This is a genomic window from Bacteroides sp. (genome assembly GCF_030151085.1).
Lineage (GTDB): Bacteria > Bacteroidota > Bacteroidia > Bacteroidales > Bacteroidaceae > Bacteroides.
In genome coordinates, this window is sequence record NZ_JASLER010000109.1 from 1 (window position 1) to 2,896 (window position 2,896).

At 40.9% G+C, this 2,896-nt stretch carries 3 protein-coding genes; all 3 read right to left on the reverse strand.

Annotated features, from left to right (window positions below):
• Positions 1-486: DUF2264 domain-containing protein (locus Q1W14_RS21665; RefSeq protein WP_300704938.1), on the reverse strand; the 486-nt coding region annotated here is incomplete at its 3' end.
• A 151-nt stretch (positions 487-637) separates the two neighbouring features.
• Positions 638-1,483, reverse strand: coding sequence for a glycoside hydrolase family 16 protein (locus Q1W14_RS21670; protein ID WP_233560385.1), 846 nt, complete (start codon positions 1,481-1,483; stop codon positions 638-640).
• A gap of 68 nt (positions 1,484-1,551) precedes the next feature.
• Positions 1,552-2,676 (reverse strand): glycoside hydrolase family 43 protein, encoded by a 1,125-nt coding sequence (locus tag Q1W14_RS21675; protein WP_300704940.1) that lies wholly within the window; start codon positions 2,674-2,676, stop codon positions 1,552-1,554.
• Positions 2,677-2,896 lie beyond the last annotated feature (220 nt).

Below are 2,896 nucleotides of genomic sequence, written 5' to 3' on the forward strand. Positions count from 1 at the left end.
CAAATCATCCAATGGAACCCATAAGGCATCATATCCACGCAAAAAGCTTTCAGCTATATAAGCAGCATCTACGAGAGGTTGTCCTTCCTTGCGCCATAGCAGGTAATCTTTACTTTCCGGGTCCACTGATTGGGCATAACTCTTCAATGCCCACTCACGCAATTGTTTGCGCTGCTGACCTTCTGCCGTGTCATCATCAGGCAATGACAACCACGGAGCCAGTCCGGCCATCAACCTGCCGAAGCATTCCATATAAGTCACTCGTTTATCACGGCCATCCCATGTAGGACTTAACTCTACCAGCATATTTTCCTGCAATTTACCTTCGCTCATATTGCTCAGTACAGGTGCAGCCATCTGATAGAGAATGCCTGTCCATAATTCACGATCAGTCTTTACTTTTTCAGGTTTCTTTTTAGCCGATACATTAAGAGGTATCAGCAATGCTACGGTCAATAGTAGCCAAAGATATTTTCTTGTTTTCATGATATTCTATATAAGTTGTTTTTCATTGTTGCAAATATATCCGTTTCATAAGAAAACGAACTACTACAAATATTGCAAAAGAGGATATTTATCGGTCATTTCCGTTATAAAATGTATAGTTTTCAGGAAAATCAGGTCTTTTCCATCTTTTCTATTGCTTCTGATATACCCGTACATAGTCTATTTCATAGCGCATGGGGATTCCTTTATCATCAATCTCTCCACCGTTTATGCCACCAAGAGCCAAGTTCAACAAAAGATATTGAGGCTTGCGGAAAGGATTTGTTCCCATCCCAATCGTTCCGTTTATAGTTTCGCTCAAAGGAATTTCATTCAGTAATTCATCATCCAGATAGAGTTTAACTGCAGTTTCATCCCAATCCATACGCCAGACATGAAATTTATCTGCCCATTGGGGATCTTTATCCGTAAAATGAGTAAAAGGGATTGCTTTACTTTTCCATTTTGCACTCCATTGCCGGTCAGTTCCCCAGGCAGCATTTGCCAAAATATGCGGTTCACCTTTAATACGATAGTATTCCATGATGTCAATTTCACCACACGAAGGCCACTCCATACCGCTACCCAATGTCCAGATAGCAGGCCATGCCCCTCCACTTACAGGAATCTTGGCGCGAACTTCAAATCTGCCATAAAGAAATTCTTTCTTACCGGACGTAGTGATGCACGAGGAAGTGTACTCGATAAACTCCCGCTTCTTCCGCCAGTCGTTACTTCCGGGTTCATACCATGGATTTCTACGTCCTTTCTCTTTTCGCACTTCGATAATCAGCTTTCCATCCTTGCAGTAAGCGTTGCCTTCCTGATACCACTGGACTTCTTCATTACGTGCAAAACCATTATCATAACTCCACACAGCCGTATCCGGAAGACCGTCTGCGTTGAACTCATCACTCCACACTAATTGCCACTCCGATTGACCGGACAGACCTACCGGAATAAGCAAAAATAGCAGGAACAGACTTCTTATTACTATTTTCATTCAAGTTCACATTTTACAGATTTATACTACCAATTCTTATAGAAGATACGAATATAAGAAATTTACCACTTATCCAACCATTCAATAAACGGAATTCCTTTTTCATCAAATCGGATAGGCAACCAGATATAACGTGAATCTTTCAGACTGCTTGGGTGCCACATGTCCGCCATAAACATATATCCACCCTCTTTTAATGGCAATATATAGGTACTTTGTCCACCAAAAGTAATTTTCGCATTTTTCCCTACACAAGGATTGGGTAACTGAGACCACTCTCCTAAAATGGAAGAAGCAGTCATAAGTCTGGCTTCGTTAGGTTTCCAGCCAGTACATCCTGACGCTACCATCCAATAAGTCCCATCTTTCTTGAATATAGCCGGTGCTTCGTTGTGTCCACCGGGAAATATACGGATATATTTTCCTGTATGGCTAAGATAGTCATCGGACAATTCTGCAATTTGAAGCGTTAAATTCTCCTCAGAAGAATAAATATGATAAGCTTTACCGTCCTCATCAACAAACAAAGTCATATCACGAGACATCTGTCCACTTTCCAAATCACGTTTCACAAACATTCCTTTGTTTATTGCTTCACGCCACTCCGGAGTCCACCATTCATACTCATTCGGGTTCCATGTAAGCTTCCGTTCCTCCAGCGTCATGTTCATCGGATAAACGCCCGGATTTATACGTCCGGAACGGATAAACGTGTAAGGCCCTACCGGGGTATTACTTATGGCAACTCCTGCACGTGCAGGTCCATATCCCTTTCCTTTCAGTTCCAGATGAAACCACATGACGAACTTCCCGGTCTTTTGATTATAGATTACTTTGGGTCGCTCAATGATACAACCTTTTTCTATATCACTTCCAACCTCATCAGATACAGCTAAAGCCACGCCTTCATACTTCCAGTTACGTAAATCCGCAGACGAGTAACATGTTACCCCTACTTGAGTTGTAAAACCAGAGGAAGGTCGATGTTCTCCATACCAGTAATATTTTCCCTTATAGAAAATAATACCACCACCATGGGCATTAATTACATTTCCATCCGTATCTTTCCAAACTTCACCGGAAACAATATCTTGGTTACCTATTGAATTGACCTGTCCCCACAAAGGTGTCTGAAACAAGATACATAGAAATAAAAAAGGCCCTATTGCTTTCAAATAGTTACTCATAAATCCTACATGTCACTATAATTAGTCTATATATCATTTTCAGGCACGAATCACGCAGATTTATTTAACTGTGTAGAGAACTTAATCCGTGCCTGAAAATATAAAGTTATTTTGCATGGGCATTTATCACTATTAAATACCTAAAGTATCCCCCAAAACTAGGAGTCGTAAACTTTAGCATATTAATATGCATCACCCCAGAAATGATTTGTACACTCTA

What these genes read in the sequence shown, in the direction of transcription:
- Q1W14_RS21675 (WP_300704940.1), bottom strand. Translation starts at nt 2,676, where the DNA reads ATGAGTAACTATTTGAAAGCAATAGGGCCTTTTTTATTTCTATGTATC.